This is a genomic window from bacterium, assembly GCA_024228115.1.
In the GTDB taxonomy this organism is placed as follows: Bacteria; Myxococcota_A; UBA9160; order UBA9160; family UBA6930.
This window is the reverse complement of record JAAETT010000059.1, coordinates 1-18830: the sequence shown is the minus strand read 5'-3', so window position 1 is coordinate 18830 and position 18830 is coordinate 1. Positions and strand designations below refer to the sequence as shown.

15 protein-coding genes are annotated in these 18830 nt (G+C 64.8%); 6 read left to right on the top strand and 9 right to left on the bottom strand.

From position 1 onward, the window contains the following. Positions 1 to 105 precede the first annotated feature (105 nt). The 3 genes from GY937_03155 to GY937_03145 are packed head-to-tail and all read left to right on the top strand — an operon-like array spanning position 106 to position 3549. On the top strand, positions 106 to 1500 hold the full coding sequence (locus GY937_03155) for a sugar transferase (protein ID MCP5055706.1): 1395 nt from the start codon (positions 106 to 108) through the stop codon (positions 1498 to 1500). Positions 1501 to 1510: 10 nt separating this feature from the next. Continuing rightward, positions 1511 to 2647, top strand: coding sequence for an LOG family protein (locus GY937_03150; GenBank protein ID MCP5055705.1), 1137 nt, complete (start codon positions 1511 to 1513; stop codon positions 2645 to 2647). Then, positions 2644 to 3549: a DUF547 domain-containing protein gene (locus GY937_03145; protein ID MCP5055704.1), complete on the top strand. Its 906-nt coding sequence runs from the start codon at positions 2644 to 2646 to the stop codon at positions 3547 to 3549. Before GY937_03150 ends, GY937_03145 begins: the two co-directional genes overlap by 4 nt. Here the strand turns inward: GY937_03145 and GY937_03140 are convergent. Together GY937_03140 and GY937_03135 are read right to left on the bottom strand one after the other, a co-directional pair. After that, the gene (locus GY937_03140; protein MCP5055703.1) at positions 3389 to 4834 is read right to left on the bottom strand and encodes an amidase; all 1446 of its coding nucleotides are present in this window, start codon (positions 4832 to 4834) and stop codon (positions 3389 to 3391) included. The genes GY937_03145 and GY937_03140 overlap by 161 nt on opposite strands. Before the next feature lie 57 nt (positions 4835 to 4891). After that, positions 4892 to 5137, bottom strand: a complete 246-nt coding sequence (locus GY937_03135; GenBank protein ID MCP5055702.1) for a hypothetical protein — start codon at positions 5135 to 5137, stop codon at positions 4892 to 4894. Between the two features lie 173 nt (positions 5138 to 5310). Here GY937_03135 and GY937_03130 point away from each other — a divergent pair, with 173 nt between their 5' ends. After that, the gene (locus GY937_03130; GenBank protein ID MCP5055701.1) at positions 5311 to 7017 is read left to right on the top strand and encodes a hypothetical protein; all 1707 of its coding nucleotides are present in this window, start codon (positions 5311 to 5313) and stop codon (positions 7015 to 7017) included. Positions 7018 to 7033: 16 nt separating this feature from the next. On the opposite strand, the gene GY937_03125 is transcribed toward GY937_03130, so the two are convergent. Together GY937_03125 and GY937_03120 are read right to left on the bottom strand one after the other, a co-directional pair. Further along, entirely contained in the window at positions 7034 to 7459 is a 426-nt protein-coding gene (locus tag GY937_03125; GenBank protein ID MCP5055700.1) for a hypothetical protein, read from the bottom strand. 32 nt (positions 7460 to 7491) lie between these two features. Beyond that, the gene (locus GY937_03120) at positions 7492 to 8847 is read right to left on the bottom strand and encodes an MFS transporter (GenBank protein MCP5055699.1); all 1356 of its coding nucleotides are present in this window, start codon (positions 8845 to 8847) and stop codon (positions 7492 to 7494) included. Between the two features lie 674 nt (positions 8848 to 9521). Here GY937_03120 and GY937_03115 point away from each other — a divergent pair. Together GY937_03115 and GY937_03110 are read left to right on the top strand one after the other, a co-directional pair. Beyond that, the gene (locus GY937_03115; GenBank protein ID MCP5055698.1) at positions 9522 to 10964 is read left to right on the top strand and encodes a sigma-70 family RNA polymerase sigma factor; all 1443 of its coding nucleotides are present in this window, start codon (positions 9522 to 9524) and stop codon (positions 10962 to 10964) included. Between the two features lie 163 nt (positions 10965 to 11127). Then, positions 11128 to 11655: a DUF1801 domain-containing protein gene (locus tag GY937_03110; protein MCP5055697.1), complete on the top strand. Its 528-nt coding sequence runs from the start codon at positions 11128 to 11130 to the stop codon at positions 11653 to 11655. Positions 11656 to 11675: 20 nt separating this feature from the next. Here GY937_03110 and GY937_03105 read toward each other — a convergent pair whose 3' ends face one another. The 5 genes from GY937_03105 to GY937_03085 form a co-directional block, all read right to left on the bottom strand. After that, positions 11676 to 14816 (bottom strand): efflux RND transporter permease subunit, encoded by a 3141-nt coding sequence (locus GY937_03105; GenBank protein MCP5055696.1) that lies wholly within the window; start codon positions 14814 to 14816, stop codon positions 11676 to 11678. A 4-nt stretch (positions 14817 to 14820) separates the two neighbouring features. Then, a complete protein-coding gene (locus GY937_03100; GenBank protein MCP5055695.1) occupies positions 14821 to 16206 on the bottom strand; it encodes an efflux RND transporter periplasmic adaptor subunit in 1386 nt (461 codons plus the stop codon). After that, positions 16203 to 17513: a TolC family protein gene (locus GY937_03095; protein ID MCP5055694.1), complete on the bottom strand. Its 1311-nt coding sequence runs from the start codon at positions 17511 to 17513 to the stop codon at positions 16203 to 16205. Before GY937_03095 ends, GY937_03100 begins: the two co-directional genes overlap by 4 nt. A 137-nt stretch (positions 17514 to 17650) precedes the next feature. Then, the gene (locus GY937_03090) at positions 17651 to 18058 is read right to left on the bottom strand and encodes a hypothetical protein (protein MCP5055693.1); all 408 of its coding nucleotides are present in this window, start codon (positions 18056 to 18058) and stop codon (positions 17651 to 17653) included. A 102-nt stretch (positions 18059 to 18160) separates the two neighbouring features. Next, positions 18161 to 18706: a nuclear transport factor 2 family protein gene (locus GY937_03085; GenBank protein MCP5055692.1), complete on the bottom strand. Its 546-nt coding sequence runs from the start codon at positions 18704 to 18706 to the stop codon at positions 18161 to 18163. Positions 18707 to 18830: the final 124 nt, after the last annotated feature.

Genomic DNA, 18830 nt, shown 5'->3' with positions numbered 1-18830 from the left:
ATCCCCGCTCGAACATTCCCGGGAGCGAGGTGAAATGGACCCGGCGGGCCAGCTTTCTGTCGCGAAGACTCAGTGAGCCACCCGATCCGACCGAAACGTCCTCGGATGCTGAGGGACCATTCCCGCGAGCTGGATCTGCTCCTGCAGGGGATGGATCTCCTGGTCGCCACGGTTGTATTCGTCGTCCTGGTGGCGCCGTCCGGCCCGGGCGCGGACGCCGGGCTGCGAACGCTTCTGCCCTTCGGTCTGGTCGCCTCCCTGGTCTGGCCTGTCACGCTACGGGCTCTCGATCTCTACGCCTCCCAGCGGCGCGAGAGCCTGGTCGCGCTGCTGCGGGGGCTCGCGTTGGCCGCCGCCATCGCGGTCCTGGTGGAGAGCGCGGCCGCCTTTCTTACCCGCGCCCCGGTTCCACGCTGGTTCCCGTTGGCGTGCGTATCGCTTCAGCTGGTGGGCATCACCTCGCTGCGGGTTGGTGTCTATGCGGCGCTTCGCTCGCTCCGGCGCAGTGGCCGGAACTCGCGCAACGTCCTGATCGCCGGTAGCGGTCCGCGGGCGGCCTACGTGGCGGAGGTGATCGGGGGCCATCCGGCTTGGGCCCTCGAAGTGATCGGCTTCATCGATCAGGAGGAGCCAGGTCACACCGCGGTGGTGCCCGCCGAGCGGATCTTCCCGCTCTCTCGGATGGGGGAGCTTCTTCGCGACGAGGTGATCGATGAGATCATCGTCGCCTGCCCCCGTTCGAAACTCGACCTTTTCCTGCCCGTGGTCGACCGGGCGACGGCCGCAGGCGTGCCGATCACCTTGTTGTCGGACATCTTCGGCGATCTGCTGCCGGCACCCCGCGTCAAACGCTTCGGAGCCTTGCCTGCGCTCTCGTTCGCACCGGTGCATCACAACGTCACCGCCCTTGCACTGAAGCGCGCATTGGATGTGGCGGGGGCTCTCGTGGGAATGACGCTCGCGGCACCGATTCTCGTCGCAGCCGCGGTCGGTATCAAGTTGTCGTCGCCGGGGCCGATCCTGTTCAGGCAAGAACGATGTTCGCTGAATGGTCGTCGGTTCGTGATGCCGAAGCTGCGCACGATGGGCGTGGGCTCCGACCTTCGGAAAGAGGATCTGGGTTCTTTGAACGAGATGGATGGCCCGGTCTTCAAGATTCGAGACGACCCGCGGGTGACGCCGGTCGGCCGGCTCCTGCGCCGCTACAGTCTGGATGAGCTGCCCCAGCTCTGGAGCGTCTTGAAGGGTGATATGAGCCTGGTGGGCCCTCGTCCTCCGGTGCCGAACGAAGTTGCGGCCTACAAGACCTTCGAACGGCGCCGGCTCTCCATGCGTCCTGGCCTCACATGTCTTTGGCAGGTGAACGGGCGCAACGAGATCGGGTTCGAAGACTGGGTGCGCCTCGATCTGGAGTACATCGATACGTGGTCTCTCGCAGGCGATCTTCGCATTCTTGCCCGAACCCTTCCCGCTGTCTTGAGCGGGCACGGTGCCAGCTGAGCACTTCACGATGACCCGCAAGAGACGCCGCTACGAGCTCCGCGATTCGTCGCTGAATGAGCAACTCGAGGCCCTGGTGGCCTCGGCGCTCGAGCGGTACGGAGAGCGCCCGGACGCGGATCAGCTTCGCCAGATGCTGGTCACCTCCGTTCGCATGGCGAAGGAGGCTTCGAGCGGAAATCTCAAGCTCGTGAACAATGCCCTCAAGGAGCTGCGACATGCGTTCCGCGTGTTCGCGCCCTACGCGGCCGTGCCCAAGGTCGCGGTCTTCGGCAGTGCGCGCACAGAGCCCGATCATCCGGATTGGCAGCAGGCACATGCATTCGCCGAGCGGATGGTCGCGGCCGGTTGGATGGTCATCACCGGTGCGGGCGATGGCATCATGGGCGCAGCCCAGGGCGGCGCGGGCCGCGCGGCGAGCTTCGGTGTGAACATCCGCTTGCCCTTCGAGCAGTCAGCGAATGCGGTCATCGAGGGGGATCGCAAGCTCGTCAACTTCCGATACTTCTTCACGCGCAAGGTCACCTTCGTGAAGGAGAGTCACGCCTTGGCGCTCTTCCCGGGCGGCTTCGGCACCCATGATGAAGGGTTCGAAGCGCTGACCTTGATTCAGACCGGCAAGAGCAGCGTCGTGCCGGTGGTCTACGTCGACGAACCCGGCGGAAGCTATTGGCGCGATTGGCATGAGTACGTGAAGACCCATCTCCATGCGCGCGGGCTGATCGGCGATGAGGATCTTTCTCTCTATCGCGTGACGGATGATCTCGATGTGGCCGTCGAGGAGATCGTCCAGTTCTATCGGAACTATCATTCGAGTCGCTGGCTGGGCGATCGGCTGCTGATTCGCCTCGCCGAGGCGCCGAGCCCGGCGCAATGTGAGGCACTGGCAGATCAATTCGACGATTTCTTCGAGGGCGAGCCCGAGGTCTGTGGCCCGCTTCCGGAGGAGAAGGATGACGCACCGGGCCTGCCCCGACTCGCGGTGCGCATCAGCCGGCGCCGCGTTGGGCGTCTGCGCCAGTTGATCGACCGCTTGAACGATCTTCCGGCCGAACGGGAGCCGTGGCATGAGACATTGCCGCCGGAACTCCTTGCGCGGGAGCTCTCGGCCGAGGCCGAGGAGGCGGAAGAAGACGACGAGGCGTGACCGTCTCCCCGCCGCGGCATCGCACCGGCATGAAGCTCGTGAACGCCCTGTTCCTCATCCTGCTGGCCACTCCCGCGTCCAGCGAGCCTTGGGCACTCTATGCGGAGCTGCTCGATCGGCATACGCTGGAGACGAGCGATCTCGCCCAGACCCGCGTCGACTACGCGGCGCTGCGCCGTGCGCCGGATTGGGATCGGTTGCTGACCGGAATCGAAGCCACCGACCCGGCGGCGCTTCAGGGCGCTGATTCCCGCCTCGCCTACTGGATCAACGCCTACAACATCTTCGCGATCGATCTGGTGGTGAAGGGGCGCCCCCAGGAGAGTATTCGGGATCTGGGCTCGTTCTTCAGCCCTGTCTGGAAGAAGCCCGCAGGACGTATCGCAGGCAGGAGCTACACCCTGCACGAGATCGAGCACGAGATCCTGCGCCCGATGGGCGATCCGCGGATCCATGGGGCGATCGTCTGCGCCTCGTCGTCGTGTCCACCCCTGGCACGCACGCCCTACACCGCCGCTGGCCTCGAAGGTGAGCTTCGGGCGAACCTCGAGCGATGGCTCCGTCATCCGAACAAGGGCGTCCGCCTGGATGCCGCATCGAACACACTCCACGTGTCGAAGGTCTTCAAGTGGTTCGAAGAAGACTTCGATGTCCAGGGCGGAGTTCGCGCGTTCCTGAGCGGCTACGTCGAGGTCGGAAGCCCCGACGTCGATCTCGAGTACCTCGACTACGACTGGCATCTCAACAAGTCAACAAGCGGGGACGGGCTTGTTCGAGTTGGCCGGCGAGGCGGAAGAGGGTGCCTTCTTCTCCGAAGCGGCCGGCGAATTGGATGCCAATGGGCAGGCCCGCGTCGTTCCAGGCGAGCGGGACGGACATGGCGGGGCTCCCCGAGGCGTTGAAGACCTGGCAGAAGCCGATGGTCTGGAGCAGGGCCAGGATGTTGGCGCCCGGGTTCGGGTTGGACAAGCTGAGGGTGCCCAGTGGCGTCGGCGGGAGTGCCATCGTGGGTGTGAGAATGACGTCGTAGTCGGCCTGGAAGCGCGCCACCTGGCGACCGACGTGATGGATTCCCTTCACTGCGCGCACGTAGTCGGCGGCACTTCGCTCACGGCCGGCCATCACCATGCCCCAGGTGCCCGCCTCCACATCCGATTCGGTGAGTTCGCGGCCAAGGGCCTCGGCGCGGTCTTCGAGTGAGACGAGCAAGCTGGCGGGGAGGATCGTCAGGGAGGCTCGTCGCATCGCGTCTACGTCGATCTCGAGCGTCGTCTCGACCACGTCATGACCCAACTCTTCGCAGAGCTCTGCCGCGGCCTCTACGGCGGTGATGCAATCCGCATGGGTCGGCGTGCCGTTCCAGGTGTTGCGCTGGAGCGCGATGCGAAGGCGGCCGGGTGGCCTGTTGACCTCGTCCAGATAGGCACGCACCGGCGGCGGTGCGACGTAGGGCGCGCCCGGATCCGGGCCCGCCGTGGCGTCGAGGAGGGCGGCGTTGTCGCGGACGCTACGGCTCACGGCGTGGACGATGCTCATGCCAGCCCACCCCTCGCCGACGTCCGGCCCCATCGGTGTGCGGCCCCTCGTGGGCTTCATGCCAAACAAGCCACAAGCCGACGCCGGAATGCGGATCGAGCCGCCGCCGTCGCTCGCATTCGCCAGCGGCAGATAGCCCGCCGCGACCGCTGCGGCGGCGCCTCCCGAGGAGCCTCCAGCGCTATGCGCCGGGTTCCAGGGATTGTGCGTATCGCCGAATTGGATCGATTCGCTCGTCGGCGTGATGCCGAACTCAGGCGACAGACTCTTTCCGAACGTCACCAGGCCCGCCGCGCGATAGCGCTCGGTCAACGCGCTGTCGTGATCGGGTACGTGTTCGGCGAAGAGCTGGCTGCCGTTCGTCGTGGGCACGCCTGCCCAGTAGAGATGCAGATCCTTCAGCAGGAACGGCACTCCGGTGAAGGGGCCCTCGGGAAGGCCCCCCTCGAGAGCCGCCCGCGCTTCGTCGAGCATCGGAATGGGGACCGCGTTCAGGGCGGGCTCGTGGCGCTCCATCCGCTCCAGGGCTGCGTCGAGGAGTTCCTTCGGCTGGGTTTCGCCTTTGCGAACAAGCTCCGCCAACCCAAGACCGTCATAGGATTCATACTCGTCCACGCTGAGACCTCCGGCCGCGCGAGGTTCAGGGCGCAGCCGGGGCAGGATACTACGGAGCACCTGGCCAGGCGAGCGGGCCAGGCAGCGTCGTGGCTACTTGCGCTTGAGCTCCGAGTCATGTTCCGCGATGAAGGCGCGGATGTCGTCGGTCATGCCAAGCACCGTATCCCACTCATCGGCGTAGAAGGTGATCGGGAAGCGGCGAATCCCGTACAGGGAGACGGCACCTTTCTGACTCACTTGAAGCCGCAGACCCTTCTTTTCGTTCGCCTTCAACGCCTCATTTTCGGCGCGGAGCCGTTCGATCTCGGACTGCAGGTCGGCGTCATCTTGGCTCATCGAATCTCCATTGGGACCGGGAACGCCGAGCCTAGCGCTTCGAGACCGTTTGGCCGGAGGGCCAGACCGTTTGGCCGGAGGGACCAGACCGATTGGCCGGCGGGACGGGTTTCGTCAGTCTGGTACCGTTCGGCAGATGAACGAGACGAATCCCCATCTGCATACGTGATGGCATGAGGGTTCTCGCTCGCGTCTCGCTCGTTGTCGCCTTTGCCGCTTGCAGCCAGCCCCTGCCGCCGCCCGCGAGTGGTCCCGGAGCGGTATTGATCCCCGCCGGTTCGGTCTGGCGGCACGCTGTGGACATTCCGCTCGAAGACGATTGGCTCGTGGCCGAGTACGACGATCGGAACTGGGCCGAGGGGCCCGGGCCTCTGGGCACGAGCATTTCCGGCCTTCGGACCGAGACGGCCGACCCGACGGCGCTCGAGCCGCCGCAAATGGCTGTGCTGTTTCGCAAATCCTTCGAGCTACCGGAGGGACACGGCATCGAAGGGCTGACGGTGCACTATCTCCGCGACGATGGGTTGCGGCTCTGGCTCAACGGCACCGAAATGTTGCGCCACGATCTTCGGGCCGGAGAGATCACTCGGGCGAGTCTGGCGGCACGTGCCGTCCACCGCCCTGAGGAACAAGACTGGGAACGGCTGGCGCTTCCGGCAGATGGCCTGCGGCCGGGCATCAACCAGATCGCGGTGGCGGTTCACCAGGCGAGTGTCTCGGGCGGTGACCTGATCTTCGATCTGGAGCTACGGGGATTTCGGCAATCCGATGCGCCGGTGCTCACGCGCGGGCCCTACCTCCAGCAAACCAGCCAGAAACGCAGTGTCATCCGGTGGCAGACGGCAGGCCCTGCCCGTGGCTGGGTCGATCTAGGCGAAGCTCCCGGCGAGGTCACCCGGCGGTTCGATGAGCGCATCGCCAGAAGGAATCACGAAGTCGAGGTCACGGGCTTGCCGGAAGGCAGGGTCCACTATTCCGTCGGCGTGGGAGAGTCGGTTCTCGCGGGTGGAGACGCGGCACACCGTATTCCCCGCCCAGGCAAGACCGTGCGCCTCTGGATCACCGGTGATCAGGGCTCGGGCGACGAGCACGCACGAGAAGTTCGCGACGGAATGCTCTCCGCCGCGGGTCCCCGCTCCCCAGGTGCCTGGATCACGTTGGGTGACAACGCGTATCCCTCGGGTACGGAGGCCGAGTTGCAGGTTGCGGTCTTCGACACCTTCGCCGGGCTGCTCGCCAACACGACCCTGTGGCCAGCGCCGGGCAATCACGACTTGATCGGCACCACGCCCGACCGGGACGAAAGCCCCTACTTCGATGTCTTCTCACTGCCTACCCAAGGCGAGGCAGGGGGCGTCCCTTCGCACCGAGAACGGTGGTATGCCTTCGACTGGGGCCCTGTGCACGTCGTATCGCTGGATAGTGTGAGCGGTCACCGCACCCGCAACGGCCCCATGCTTCAATGGCTGGAAGCCGATCTCGACAGGGCCCGGGCGCCGTGGACGATCGCGGTTCTCCATCATCCGCCCCATAGCCGCGGAAGCCATGATTCTGACAAGGAGGTGGCCACCAGTCTCGTGCGCGAACGCATTCTTCCGATTCTCGAGCGTCACGGCGTCGCGGTCGTCTTTGCCGGGCATAGCCACAACTACGAACGGAGTTCCGAAGATGAGACGCCCGTGTTCGTCGTCTCGGGGAACGCGAGCATTCGCGGTAGTGGCCCCCTCGATCACCCGCTCATGAAGGTCTCACGAGGAGGGCAGCTGGGTTCGCTACTGGTCGACGCCGATGCCTGCAGTTTCGACGTCCGCGCGATCGACCAGGACGGCGAGGTCTACGATCGCTTCCGCCTGGAGAACGCTGCTACCTGCGCGCCCTAGGCGGGCGCGGCTGGAGTCATTCGTCTGCAGCCAGCGGGGGGCGATGCAGGCCCGCAAGCAGGGCCGGTGCACCCACCAGGAGACCAAGAGCCACCCAATGCAGCGGAAGCTCCAGACGGACGCCCATTCCGAACGCTCGCTCGACAAGCCCAGGGACCGCTTTCGCAGAGGGTTCGATGATCCACACGAAGTAGGCCGCGAGAAACGCCGCAGCGCAGTGGGCGCCTCCGAGCATGGCGAATTCCGGGCGCGGTGCGTGGCGCCACAAGGCCTCCAGGCCAAGGGCACAAGCCGCGCTGAGAGCGGCGCCGCCGACCAGCGAGCCCAGCAAGGCCGGAGCGTCGGGAAGCGTCACCAGCACCAGTCCGATCAGCCAGCCGAAGCAACCGATCCACAAGCCAAAGCGCCCCGCGCCCTTCAGTTCGTTTCGCTCGAAGCCCATTGCGCACCTCTTCGAAAGGCCGCGCTGGAGCATTACCCCTTGGGGGAGTCGCCTTCCACGCCCATTTCGTTGCCCAGACGGGGTGCGACGACGGCCAGCACGGCGCCGTACAACCCACAGAGTGCCCCGCCGAGCCCAATGGTGACGGGCGTTCCGAACTCGGCGGCGAGCAGGCCCATGCCGAGGCCGCCAAAGGGCACGATGCCGCCCCAAGCCACCTGGAAGAGGCTCATCACGCGGCCGCGACGGGCCTCGTCCACGATCTCCTGAATCAGGCGTTGTAGATCGGTCATGGTGGCGAAGTAGAAGTAGCCGACCAGCACCTGCATCAGCAGCGCTGCGGCCGGGGTTCGCGAAAGTGCGAATCCGATCAGCATCAAGCCGAACGCCAGGGCGCGCAACGCCGAGCCGCGAAGCGTCGGCAGTCCCCGCTTGTAACCGCTGGTCAGTGCGCCAGCCATCGCGCCAATCCCCGTGCAGACCACGATCCACGCGAACCAATTGGGATTCCCGAGCACTTCGGCCGCATAGATCGGCGTCAGCGCGACATGGGAGACACCGAAGAGCGAAACCCATGCGACGGTGATCAACGCGGGCATGGCCGGGTGGCGTTCGCGAGCATGATCGAGCCCGCTCTTCAGCCGCGCGAAGATTCCGCCATCCTCGGCTTCGGGCTCGTAGGGGCGTGGACGCATGCGGGACGTCAGAACGGCTGCGATGAAGGCCGCGGCGGTAAAGGTGCCAAATGCGATTTCGAATCGCCCACTTGCCAGGAGCGGTGCTGCGAACGCGGGCCCGAGCACGCGGGTGAGGTTGTTCGCTGTCGATTGCAGGGAGACTGCGCTCGACAGGTCTTCCTCGGGGACGGCATTGGCGGCAAGGGCCATGCTCGCCGGGCCCGAGAATGAAAAGCAGACGCCCAGGCCGAAGCCGAAGACCTGGAGGAGGGACGGCGTGGCCAGGCCCGCGTAGGTGGTCACAGCCAGGCCGGACGTCACGAACACGACCCCGGCATAGCAAGCCAACACGATGCGCTTGCGGTCGAATCGGTCGGCGGCCACGCCAGCCAGCGGGGCCAGCACGAACGCCGGAATGAACATCGCGAAGAACAGCCGCCCCTGTTGGGTCGCATCGCTCGACGACAAGCTCGCCATCAGCCCCTGGAGCGAGACGTGCGAGATCCAGAAGCCGGTCTGGTTGACGAGGAAAGCGCTGAAGAGCAACCGGAAGCTCGGGTTGCGCAGGGCGCGAAAGGCCCGCCAGCGCGCCCTCTCGAGCATGCGCGGGGCTCGGGCTGCCTGAACGCCCATCGCCACCGAATCCGCCGGATTGAGCGCTGCATCGCCAGGGTTGGCGCCCAGGCTCTGCTCGACACGGGATTTGACCACGACCGCTCCGCTGGTGCCGGCTGACGGGCGATCCGCGGGAGCCGGCGTTCAGGCTGGCCCGGGCGAGGTCGGGGTCGGGGCCACCAGGCGGCCCACCGGAAGGTGCCGGCGCGTTCGCGTCCAGCCCACTGGGAGCCCAGAGGGTAGCTGCCGCAAAAAAATGTGGCCGCTAGCCCTCCCTGGGGGGTTGAGAAAAATATCTACCTGGGTGATGGTGGGCAAGTCACCACCTCCCGGACGGAGTGATGTCCCCGGGGGCGGCCGTGCTCCGGCACTTGGCCGATGGAGATGGGGGAATTCGAGAGGATGCACACCGGGTGAGGCCAAGGGCCAGTCCACGGTCGGCAGGTTGCCAGCACGCTCTAGCGTGGCTGCGGGGTTCTAACGTGGGGCAGGGTCCCCCGGGGGAGCCTCGTGAACCATCAGGGGCGCCAAGGCATCTAACTGATCGTGCGTTCGCTACCTGGCGAGCGTACTAGGGTTGACCCTCTTCGTCTCGAGCGCCCCTCCGCGAGCGACGAGGAACACCTGGAAATGCAAGGAGACCACAGAACCGGCAACGGCCGGCGGTGTCGGAGCCTGGCTCCGCGCGCCATCGGTGAAAGGGCCGGGCCCGGCTGCCCAAGCGGCGGCCACCGCGCCCAGCAAGCGCCCTCAGGAGGGAACGAGAAACCATGAGTCAGAAGCCGAACCAGGCAAACGAGCGACGTCGCCCGCGGCCCGCCCGGCGCTCTCTGCGCCGCGAGGACCGCACGGCCAACGGGCGGGAAGCTCCCGCTCGGCCGACGCGGGCCGAGCCGCTTCCGCGGCAACTTCCGCCCCGCGACGATCGCCATGATGTACGGCGCGAGCCGCTCGCTGCGTACCTGGGCGACATCGCACATATCCCGACACTGAGTCGCGAAGAGCAGGTCCTGCTGGCCAAAGAGCTCGAGGCGGCGACCCATGCTTTCCGCGAGGGCCTGTATGGCCTGCCGTGGACGGCCAACGAGCTTCTGCGCGTCTGGCAGAGCACGCGCAAGGGCGGTCGCACGACGAGCCGGCTCTCCGAATCCTTCGGCGATCGCGCCACGGAGGCGGGCGAATGTCTGGACGCAGCTCTGGTCAAGCTGGAACGCCAGATGCTGCGCCGTGCCAAGCTCTTCGAGGACGGAGATACGGACCCCGCGGCGCTTCGCCGGCTCGACAAGCGATCGGTCAAGCTGCTGCACGAGGCGGATCTCTCCATCGAGCTGCTGCGCCGGGTGCTCAGTAGCTTCGAGGAGCTGCGGCGGACCCATCGTGGGCAGGTTGCGAAGCTTGCAAGCGTGGTTCTGCTCGAGACGGCCGAGTACAAGCAACGCGTAGCGGCGCTCGATGATGCCTTCGATCGCATGAGCGACGCCAAGAATCGCTTCGTTCAGCACAACCTGAAACTGGTCGTGGTGGTCGCGAAGGATTTCCGGAACCTCGGGCTCTCCTTCCCGGACCTGATCCAGGAAGGGAACACGGGGCTGATCCGAGCCGTCGAGAAGTTCGATTGGCGGCGCGGCTTCCGATTCTCGACCTACGCGGTCTGGTGGATCCGGCAGGCGCTGATCCGCGCCATCCAGAACCACTCCCGGACGATTCGCATCCCGAGCCATCACTACGACACGCTGCGCTGGTTCGACCAGACGAAGGCGCGGCTGGCGAAGGAGCTCCAACGCGATCCGACCCATGCCGAGGTGGCCCATGAGATGGACATCCCGGTGGATCGGGTCGAAGAGCTGGAGATGATGGCAGCGGAGCCCGTGAGCCTCGACGCCGAGGTGGCTGGCAAGGATTCGAGTCGGCCGCGCCGGCTCGAGCAGCTGGTTGCCGATACGAACGCCGGAACGCCCATGGATGATCTGGACCGCACACGTCTCGAGCGCACTGCGCTCACGGCGGTGGAGCGGTTGCCGGATCGCGAGCGGCAGATCCTGCTCTGGCGCTTCGGGCTCGACGGTGGCCGAGAGCACACGCTCCAGGAGATCGGAGACAAGCTCGGCCTCTCGCGAGAACGAGCTCGTCAGCTGGAAGCCCGCGCGCTTGCCCGCCTCCGCGAAGGAGATTCGGGCACGGCGCTAGGCGAGCTGGCGCTCGCTTCGGACTGAGCCGGCAGAAGCCAAGCACGTTGAAGGCCCGGCCCGGGGAAACCCAGGCCGGGTCTTGTTCGTTCAGGGAGAGCGGGCTTCTCGGGCTCGAAGACGTTCTCCGATGCCAGGCGGCCGAGGCACGTCGGACATCGCCCCCGGCCGGCCGTGGTAGGCTCGCGATGTGGCCAAGAAGCCGACAACGGTTGCCGAGTACCTCGCGAGTCTCCCCGCCGATCGCCGCGAGGCGCTCGAATCGGTACGCAAGACGATCAAGAAGAACCTTCCCAAAGGCTATGCCGAGGGGATCCAGTACGGAATGATCGGGTACTTCGTTCCGCATAGCGTGTATCCAGCGGGATACCACGCGGATCCGTCGCAACCGCTTCCTTTTGCCTCGCTGGCGAACCAGAAGAACCACATGTCGATCTACCTCATGTGCATCTACAGCGATGAGGAACATCGGGACCGGTTCGTTCGGGCGTGGAAGGCGACGGGCAAGAAGCTCGATATGGGGAAGTCATGCGTGCGATTCAAGAAGCTCGAGGACGTGCCGCTTGAGGTGGTGGGTGAGGCGATCCAAGGCGTACCGGTGACGGAGTTCATTGCACGCTACGAATCCGCGATCGGCCCGGGAGCCCGAAAGCGCCCGGCAAGAAAGGCTCCGAAGGAGGCGCGGGCCAAACGAGGGGCCCGCGATCGGAGGGGGTGATCGTGCCTACGGCGCATCCTTCAAATACCGGGCTCCGATGTGATTTCCTCGGCCTTGCGCGGCAGGCGCCAGCCATGCACCGCTGAATACACGATCGGCAGAAGGATGAGCGTCGCGATCGTCGCCGTGAGCACTCCGCCTACCATCGGGGCCGCGATGCGTCGCATCGTCTCCGACCCGGTACCCGCCCCCCACATGATGGGAAGCAATCCGATCACGTCGGAGGCCACGGTCATCAACAGCGGCCTCGCGCGATCGGTCGCACCGGCGACAATGGCATCCCAGAGATCGGAGCGGTCTCGGAGCTTCTCCTCAGCCTGGAACCGGTCGCGGGCCTGGTTCAGGAAGAGCAACATGATGACGCCTGTTTCCGCGGTGAGGCCCATGAGGGCCAGGAACCCGGCACCGACGGCGGCGCTGACGTCGTAGTCCAATAGCCAGAGGAGCAGGACGCCTCCGACCATGGCGAAGGGGATGCAGCCGATCACCATCAGGGTGTCGCTGATCCGCCGAAAGTTGACGTAGAGCAGCAGGAAGATGATCCCGAGGGTGATCGGGGCGATCAAGAGCAATCGCAGCGCAGTCCGTTCCAGGTATTCGTACTGCCCGCTCCAGGTCAGGGTGTAGCCGGTCGGAAGCTCCAGGCTCTCCGCAAGAATCCGCTTGGCCTCCGAGACGTAGGTCCCTATGTCGACGCCTTCCAGGTCGATGTAGACCCAGGCGTTCGGGCGTGCGTTTTCCGTCTTGATCGAAGGCGGACCCTTGATGAACTCGAACGTTGCGAGCTGCCCGAGTGGGATCTGGGCGCCATCCGGAGTCGAGATCAAGACACGCCGGAGGGACGAGAGATCATCCCGCAGTTCGCGGCTGTAACGCAGATTGATGGGGTAGCGCTCGAGCCCTTCGATCGTCTGGCTAACGTTCATGCCGCCGATGGCGGTCTGGATGACATCCTGAACGTCTCCGACCGTGAGCCCATGGCGGGCGATCCGGGGTCGGTTGATCTCGATGTCGAGATAGTTCCCTCCGACGACGCGCTCTGCGAAGACGCTCTGCGTACCCGGGACGCTTCCGAGTTTCGCCTCCACCTCGCGCCCGATCCGCTCGAGCTCCAGGAGTTCGGGACCGGCGATCTTGATGCCCACCGGTGTCTTGATTCCCGTCGAGAGCATGTCGATGCGCGTCTTGATCGGCATGGTCCAGGCGTTGGTGACACCGGGAAACGGGATCGCCCGATCGAGTTCGGCGATGAGCTTCTGGGTGGTCATGCCCTCCCGCCACTCTGCACGAGGACGGAGCGTGATGGTCGTCTCGAGCATCGAGAGCGGGGCCGGATCCGTAGCCGTCTCGGCTCGTCCTACCTTTCCGAAGACGCGTTCGACCTCGGGAAAACTCGCAATGATCCGATCCGTCTGCTGGAGAATCTCCTTGGCCTTGGTGATCGAGAGACCGGGCAACGTGGTGGGCATGTAGAGGAGGTCGCCTTCATCCAGAGGCGGCATGAACTCGCTTCCCAGCCGCCCGCAGGTGAAGACGCCGACGGGAAGTGTAAGCAGCGCGACTCCAAGCACGATCCAGCGAAACTGCAGCGCACCTCGAAGGAGCGGGCGATAGAAACGCAGGATCGCACGGTTCAACGGGTTGCGATCCTCCGGCAGGATCCGCCCGCGAAGCATCCAGACCATCAGTGCAGGAACGACCGTGATCGAGAGCAACGCCGCCCCCGCCATGGCATAGGTCTTCGTGAATGCGAGGGGTCTGAAGAGCCGGCCCTCCTGGGCCTCCAGCGCGAAGATGGGCAGGAAGGAGAAGGTGATGATGAGCAAGGAGAAGAAGAGCGATGGGCCGACCTCGCTGGCGGCTTCGATGAGAATCTCCTTGCGAGGGCGCTTTCCGCCGTCCCTTTCGAGATGTCGATGGGCGTTCTCGACCATCACGATCCCGGCATCGATCATCGTCCCGATGGCGATGGCGATGCCGCCAAGGGACATGATGTTCGCGTTGATCCCCTGGTGGTACATCACGATGAACGAGACCAGGATGCCCAGTGGAAGAATCAGGATGGCCACCAGCGCGCTGCGAAGATGGAAGAGAAAGACAGAACAGATGAGCGCAACGATGAGCCCCTGCTGCAGGAGTTTCTCTTCGAGGTTGGCGATGGCTCGTTCGATCAGCGGCGCACGGTCGTAGACGGGAACGATCTCGACGCCTTCAGGGAGGGAGGCTTTCAGCTCTTCGAGACGCGCCTTGACGCGCTGAATCGTCTGGAGCGCATTTTCCCCGAAGCGCATGACCACGATTCCCGCGGCGACTTCACCCTCTCCATCGAGATCCGTCAGGCCACGTCGCAGCTCCGGGCCCAGGGAGACGGTCGCGATGTTGCGAAGCAGGATGGGTGTACCACCCGCCTCGGCACGGATCGCGATCTCCTCCAGATCGCGAACGCTCTGTACGTAGCCGCGGCCTCGAACCATGAATTCCGATTCCGCGATTTCGAGAAGCCTGCCTCCGACTTCGTTGTTGCTGCGCTCGATGGCATGGCGCACCTGGCGGAGAGGAATGCCGAAGGCCGCGAGCTTGTTCGGGTCCAGCTCGACCTGATACTGCCGGATGTGACCGCCCACACTCGCAACTTCGGCGACGCCTGGAACCGACTGGAGTTCGTAGCGAAGGTGCCAGTCCTGGATCGAACGAAGCTCCGAAAGGTCGCGCTTCCCCGTTCGATCGACGAGTGCGTACTCGTAGATCCAGCCTACACCCGTCGCGTCGGGGCCCAGGGTCGGTGTGACACTATCGGGAAGACGACCGGAGACGAAGTTCAAGGCCTCCAGGACTCGGCTGCGGGCCCAATAGAGATCGGTTCCATCTTCGAAGATGATGTAGACGAACGAAGAACCGAAGAAGGAATAGCCGCGAACGACCTTGGCAAAGGGGACGGCCAGCATGGCGGTCGTCAGCGGGTAGGTCACCTGATCTTCGACGACCTGGGGCGCCTGGCCCGGAACTTCCGTGAACACGATGACCTGGATGTCCGAGAGGTCTGGGATGGCATCGAGCGGGGTGTTCAGGACGGCGTATGCCCCCCATGCCAGGAGAGTCACGATTTCAATCGCTACGAAGAAAGGGTTGTTGGCTGAGGCCTCGACGATCCGTTTCAGCACAGCGTTACTCCCCTTCACCCTCGTGGGAGGAGGGCGCCGAGTGATCCATGGGAGGCTTCCCGCCCATGGGCATCTCCCGCGTTCCTTCGTGGGCTTCCGTCTCGTCGGTTTCCGAGGTGACGAGGAGTTTTCGGATGGCTTCCTGGAGGTTGCTCTCGCTATCGATCAGGAACTGACTCGACACGACGATTTCGTCTCCCACCGCGAGTCCATCCGTGATCTCGAGCCAGCCGTCACCGGAGTCCATTCCCAGTGAGACATTGCGAGGTTCGAATCGACCCTCACCAAGCGCTCGAATGACGAGGCTTCTTCTCCCGGAGCGAATGACGGACTCCGAAGGAATGGCGATCACGTCCTTCCGTGGTGAGCCCTGAAGCAGGGTGTTGCCGAACATTTCGGGACGAAGTTCGCCGTCCGGGTTCGCAAGCTCCAATCGCACCTCGGCGGTGCGCGTCTTCGGATCGAGGAACGGTGAGATATAGGTGAGCGGGCCGGAGTGGATCTTGCCTGGCAGGTAGGAGAGTTCCACCACTCCGGTCTGGCCGAGCGAGAGCCAGGGAAGCTCGTATTCGTATACCTCTGCCCGTACCCAGACTTTCGAGACGTCGGCGATGGTGTAGAGGTTCTGGTTGGGGCCGACCTCCATCCCGCTACGAACTCCGAGATCCGTGACGATGCCGCTGGTCGGCGCGTAGAGAGTGAGCGTCTTCTTGATTTCCCCCGTCTCGAGGAGCTTCTCGATGTCCCGCTCGGAGATGTCCCTGAGCTCGAGTCGGCGTCTCGTCGCTTCCTGCAGAGAAGCGCCACTGCCGCGCACATCCTCGAACGGGCTGTCCTGGGTGGCCGCCTGGTAGCGCGCGGCGAGGAGAAGCTCCTCCTGGGTGGCGACGAGTTCCGGTGAGTACACCTCCAGAAGCGGTTGGCCCTTCCTTACCCGCTGTCCGACGAAATCGACATGGAGCGCCTCGACCCAGCCCTGGACCTTGGTATGCACATGCGTCACGCGGGTTTCGTCATAGGCGATACGTCCGAGGGCGCGGATCGAACGGCTCAGGTCTCGCCGCGTCACTTCTTCCGTACGAACACCGATGTTCTGGATGGTCTGCGGGCTGATCTCGATGGCGCCGTCCGACCGGGCCATCCCCGCCGTCGCGCAGACAGGAACCAGATCCATGCCCATCGGGGATTTCCCAGGCTCGTCGCGAACGTAGGTCGGGTCCATCGGTGCCTTCCAGTAGAGCGGCGCGGCTCCCCCTGCGCAGCGATCGTCCGCGGGTTCGATGGTTCTTCCATCCGTCGTCTGCTGCCCCGCCAAAAGGCCCCGGCCCCACCATCCGGCTGCAAGCGCAACGCAGCCCACGAGAACGATCTGAAGAATCCGTTGGTTCATCGGAGGGTCTCCCCAGCGGTGGCTTCGAGGGATGCAAAGGCCTGCCTTCGATCGGCCTGGGCACGGATCAATCGAAGCTCCGCGTTCAGCAGGCGAACCTGGCTATCGAGAACACTGAGGAACTCGATCCGTCCGACGGCGTAGGCGGAGCGGCTTGATTCCAGCGACTGTCGGGCCTGGGGTACCAGACCGGTTTCCAGAAGGGCGCCCTCGGAGTCGGCCCGAATCAGTTCGGCATGGGCCGATCGAAGAGAGGAGAAGAGCGCTCCGCGAGATCGACGGTAGGCTGCTCGCGAGCGGCGCAGCAAAGCCTGCTTTTCGGCCTTCTTCGCGTTCCATTTCGAGCGATCGATCGGCAGGCGGAGCGTGACCGACGCGCTCAAGAAATCGTCGCCGTCCACCGTATCCCCTTCGACTTCTTCGCGAATGCGGTAGCCCAGGCCGAAGTCGAAGTCCGGGTAGCCCTCGAGCTCGGTCGTTCGGACGATGCGTTCCGCCTCCGCGACCTTGGCCTGAAGTGAGAGGAGCTTCGGATTCGTTTCTTCCAGGGTAGCGTGGAGTTCAAGCAGATCGGGCACGGGGGACGCGTCGAGGAGGCGCTCTGTCGTCGGGAATCGGCTGCCAGGCTCCAGGTCGAGCAGTTCGTTCAGCTCAGCCGATGCGCGCTCGATCGCGGAGGTCCGGGCAAGCTGCTCATCGAGCAAAGCTGTCAATTCGACCTGGGCGCGGAGGACATCTTGTTGGCGGCCCGTTCCGACCCTGTACTTCGCCTCAGCAACCTGCACGAGTTGCCTCAGAAGCTCCATGTTCCGCGTGGTGATCTTGAGTGCACGCTGAGCGAAGCCGAGTTCGGCCCACGCGATCTCGACTCCGGAAGCGATTCGTCCTGCGCGATCTTCGTGGGCGTGTTCCGCCGCACGGGCGTTTTCTGTGGCTGCGCTGCGGCGGTTCGTGAGGACACCCGGGAAGGGAATGCGCTGGCTGAGCCCCAATTGGTGGCCCGAAAGGGGGGTCGAGCCGAAATCGAGGTCGCCGGTCGGGATGTTGCTGGCCTCGTAGTGGAATCGGGGGTCCTCCAGTGAGTCGGCGTAGTGGATTCGTGCGCTGGCGGCATCGGCGAGGGCGCGTTCCTCGGCGATCGCAGGGTTCTCGGCGGCGGCCCGTTCGAGACACCAGCCAAGCGGGAGCGGTGAAGGCACGGATTCCCCGGCGGCGCCGACCGGAAGTAGGAGAAGGCAGAACGCCCATGCGGCGATCCCTGTTCCCGTCCATGCGCGACCGGCCATGATGGGTGACGCGTTTTCCATGATTCTCTCTTGAAGCTCGAATCGCATCGGGACTGCGATACGAAGCGCGTCGCAGCCAGGCCATGAGCGCACCGATTCCGGTGCGCGCCTTTCCTCGGCTCAGCCGTTCTTGGCTGGGCGCCGAGGCGTGCGGCTTCTCAGATGAGAAGTGTCGACTTCAGGAGAAGGATGTCGGGTGGTTCTGGCTGACCCGATCGTGGGCTCGAGAGCGCCAAGGGTTGCCGCGCGGCCTGGCTCGGGGATTCATGAACGGAACTTCTCGAAACGCGCAGATCGATCCATGCTCCAGCCGGCGGGGGATCGATCGAGGCAAGGATCAGGTCTTCACAGATGGAGCAGGAATCGTGGGAATTCACCGGTGACGGCTTGCTTCCCTTTGCCCCGCCCGATGAATCGCTGTGGCAGGGCGCGTCATCCGTCATGCCATGCTGGCCCGGGGCAGCCTCTGCGACCTCGACGGCAGGAGCTTCACACAAGACGTCACAGAACGGACCTCGCGCGAGCAGGCTGAGAGCTAGACCGAGTTGGAGGAGAATCATCCGCATGACTGATACCCCTGGAGGGTATAGGGACCGTATCCCCGGGCTCGCCCGGGCGCAAGGTTTCGTCTCGGAGGCTCCGAGTTGCGACTTGAGACGGTTCCGGGCCTATTCCCCTCCGAAGTCTGCTGCGCTGCTCTCTGCCATCTTTTCGAGGAACCACGGGGGGAACTGGCTGACGAAATTCTGGACGTCCCAGTAGTCGTTCCAGAGGGAGATCTTTCCGTCCTTCATTTCGTGCACGGTCGCGAAGGTGTGTTGGACCTGCTCGCCGGTCTTGAACGTCCAGGTTTCCGTGTGATCGAGGAAGACGACATCACCTTCGGCCGCCATGTGGTGCAGCACCTGCTCCTGGCTTGCCAGATGGTCGAAGGCGATGCGAAGCCGCTTCACGACATTCTCCGGGCCATGGGCGCCCGGATCCTCTGTCGGGACGTCCTGGTAGTGGACCTCGGGATGGAGGCAGGCCTTCAATGCCTCCCAATCCATCCGGCCCATGGCCTGCCACATCTCCTCGACGATCTGCTTGTTGGCTTCGGTCGTCACTCGCTTCTTCCTCCGTGCAAGCCACGCGACACGGGCCATGCCTGGCCGCGCGGGCAGACTAGCCCACTCCCGGCGCGCTACCGTGCGGGGATGGCTGTAGACGCTCACTCAGAAGCGTAGAAATCTGATCATTTGGCCGGGGGGCGACGCAGCCCGCCGTTCCGGATTCCGATTCAGATCTTCCGGGTCGAAAGGTCCTTGACCCAGGGCGAACGCCCTCCCGGCTCGACCG

Coding starts and splice junctions, on each gene's coding strand:
- GY937_03125 (MCP5055700.1), bottom strand. CDS start 7,459: ATGGGCTTCGAGCGAAACGAACTGAAGGGCGCGGGGCGCTTTGGCTTG.
- GY937_03130 (MCP5055701.1), top strand. CDS start 5,311: ATGAGGGTTCTCGCTCGCGTCTCGCTCGTTGTCGCCTTTGCCGCTTGC.
- GY937_03155 (MCP5055706.1), top strand. CDS start 106: ATGCTGAGGGACCATTCCCGCGAGCTGGATCTGCTCCTGCAGGGGATG.
- GY937_03100 (MCP5055695.1), bottom strand. CDS start 16,206: ATGAACCAACGGATTCTTCAGATCGTTCTCGTGGGCTGCGTTGCGCTT.
- GY937_03090 (MCP5055693.1), bottom strand. CDS start 18,058: ATGCGGATGATTCTCCTCCAACTCGGTCTAGCTCTCAGCCTGCTCGCG.
- GY937_03135 (MCP5055702.1), bottom strand. CDS start 5,137: ATGAGCCAAGATGACGCCGACCTGCAGTCCGAGATCGAACGGCTCCGC.
- GY937_03115 (MCP5055698.1), top strand. CDS start 9,522: ATGAGTCAGAAGCCGAACCAGGCAAACGAGCGACGTCGCCCGCGGCCC.
- GY937_03150 (MCP5055705.1), top strand. CDS start 1,511: ATGACCCGCAAGAGACGCCGCTACGAGCTCCGCGATTCGTCGCTGAAT.
- GY937_03095 (MCP5055694.1), bottom strand. CDS start 17,513: ATGGAAAACGCGTCACCCATCATGGCCGGTCGCGCATGGACGGGAACA.